Annotated in this window: 1 protein-coding gene and 1 pseudogene; one reads left to right on the top strand and one right to left on the bottom strand. The window is 39.1% G+C overall.

Translation table 11 applies throughout. The features are described from left to right. Nucleotides 1–147 (top strand): annotated as a pseudogene (locus tag ACPC57_RS11455) (transposase); the annotation flags it as partial. A 155-nt stretch (nucleotides 148–302) separates the two neighbouring features. On the opposite strand, the gene ACPC57_RS11450 reads toward ACPC57_RS11455, so the two are convergent. Then, nucleotides 303–2,743: GBS Bsp-like repeat-containing protein (locus ACPC57_RS11450; protein WP_434066996.1), on the bottom strand; the 2,441-nt coding region annotated here is incomplete at its 5' end.

Genomic DNA, 2,743 nt, shown 5'->3' with positions numbered 1-2,743 from the left:
GTTTTAAACGCCATGGAATTGCCTTATTCCAACGCCAAACTGGAAGCTACCAACAATCTCATCAAAGTCATTAAGAGGAATGCCTTTGGTTTCAGGAATTTTGAAAACTTTAAAAAACGGATTTTGATTGCTTTGAACAGTGAAAAGGGCTGGGGAGAGCCCTTTTCAGCTTATCTCCTAAAAACAAAAAAGAGATAAAGAAAGAGAGGACGAAGTTCGTCCTCTCTAGGTGTCAGCTTTTCATCTACCCACTACAGTTGACAAAGAACCTGTTTTATCAATTCATCCTTACGATAACACTGCTATTTGGTCGTATCGTATTGATTCAGTCGATAGCGCTCAATCAAAGTTTTCAATTTCTCACCGTAGGCTGGATCGGTCGCATAACCAGAAGATTGAAGATTTTTGATTGCTTCAGTGTACGTTTTGGATTGTAAGAATTTTGCGTAATTTTGAGTTCTCCATGGAGTCGACGTGAAGAATGATCCATAATCTTTAATGCTATCAGCTATTGATTGGTAAGATCTAAAGGCTGATTTAACAGTGACTGTTTTACCATTTTGAACTTCTTTTGACTCAATAGTTACCACATTCCCCTTCCACAAGGCATCTGACTTAATTCCAAATAAATTATTTGCCTGAGTTGCTAATTGGGATGTTCCCCACGCTGACTCTAGGATAGCTTGCGCCAACAGAACGCTGGTTACAATGCCTGTACTTTTAGAAACTTGTTGCGCTTGGGGCAAAATGGTATTAAAAAATTTCTGCTGACTAGCTGTCATCTGTGTATCACTTACAGTCGATGTTACTTTGGTTACCATCTGAGCTTGACTGCTTGCCGGAGCCACTTGAACAGAAGTTGACGTTCCGCCAACTGCGGCATACCATTCAACAATTCCTTTTGCGAGCGCCGCAGCAAGTTTTGTGTGATAAGAGTCTTGTTTTATTTTCTGCAATTCTGTTGGATTATCCAGAAATCCAAGTTCGACAAGGATAGCTGGAATTGCAGTTTCGCGCAATACAGCAAAAGTATCACGTCGTACACCTCTATTGACTGCACCAGTTCCGCTTATAAGACTTGTTTGAACTTGATTAGCTAAGATTTCACTTTCAGCTAATCTAGTTGGATCGTTATGCATCGTGGCATTAATTTTGGGTTGATATTCTGGATCATATTGATACCAATAAGTTTCAATACCAGTGGCATCCGAAGAAGGTAAACCTGTCGCATTAAAGTGAATACTGATAAATAAGTCTGCATTACTTTGATTGGCCATCTGTGAGCGCTCTGTTTTGAAATCAACACTATAATCATCTGTTCTAGTCATTAGAACCTGATATCCCAACTGAATTAAATTTGCTTTCAATTTATTTGCAACAGATAAGGCCAAATTCTTTTCATAAACCCCACCATAAGAGGCTCCGGAATCTACTCCCCCGTGACCTGGATCGATGTAAATTGTGTATGAGCGTGCTGAAGGTAATTCTACTTGAGTCCCACCAACGGTTAGCATACTTCCATCCAACATTCGGAAATAAACATGTGAAACGTATATTCCTGTTCCATTTTTATGCTCTGATTTTGTTATTTTCGCCAGGTATGTCCCGTCTGATTGTAATTGAGCCTCATGCCATACAATATCATCCTGGTCGCCAGCTTCTGTCCAAGTCGGTACATATACTTTGTTTAGTCCCTTTGGTGCTATAACATTACTTATTTTTACTTCATAACTACCATCTTGATCGTTAACATTTATTGCAGTTATCGTGCCACTTGTTTTCAACTCTGGAAGTGTGATAGAGGTAGCCCCGATTGCTGTTAAAGTACCTTCTAAGCCTTGATAATAAACATGAGATATATATTTTCCTGTACCATTTTTGTGCTCTGATTTTGTTATCTTCGCAAGGTAACTACCATCAGATTGACGCTCTGCCTCATGCCATACAATATCATCCTGGTCACCAGCTTCTGTCCAAGTCGGTACATATACTTTGTTTAGTCCCTTTGGTGCTATAACATTACTTATTTTTACTTCATAACTACCATCTTGATCGTTAACGTTTATTGCAGTTACCGTGCCACTTGCTTTCAATTCTGGCAAATTAACAGTGGTTGCACCTATTCCTATCATGCTTCCATCTTCACCACGATAGTATACATGAACTTGGTAGTTTCCCACCTCATTTTTATGTTGGGCTTTATTGACAGTTAATTTGTAACTTCCATCCGATTGTCGATTGGCCTCATACCATTTGATATCATCCTGACCACCAGTTGCAGTCCATGTCGGAACATAAACTTTTGTGAGGCCACGAGGAGCTGTTATATTGGAAATTGTTACATCAAAACTTCCAGCATTTGCATCCACATTTGATATTGAAATTGTGCCACTTGCTTTCAATTCTGGCAAATTAACAGTGGTTGCACCTATTCCTGTAACACTACCATCTAAACCTTGATAATAAACATGTGATATATATTTTCCTGTACCATTTTTGTGCTCTGATTTTGTTATCTTCGCAAGGTAACTACCATCAGATTGACGCTCTGCCTCATGCCAAACAATATCATCCTGACCGCCAGCTTCTGTCCAAGTCGGTACATATACTTTATTTAGTCCATTTGGTGCTATTACATTACTTATTTTTACTTCATAACTACCAGTTTGATCGTTAACGTTTATTGCAGTTACCGTGCCACTTGCTTTCAATTCTGGCAAATTAACAGTGGTTGCACCTATTC

The organism is Streptococcus sp. VTCC 12886, assembly GCF_049893425.1.
Classification (GTDB): domain Bacteria; phylum Bacillota; class Bacilli; order Lactobacillales; family Streptococcaceae; genus Streptococcus; species Streptococcus suis_AA.
The sequence above is the reverse complement of the archived record's forward strand: the minus strand, read 5'-3'. Positions and strand labels throughout refer to the sequence as shown.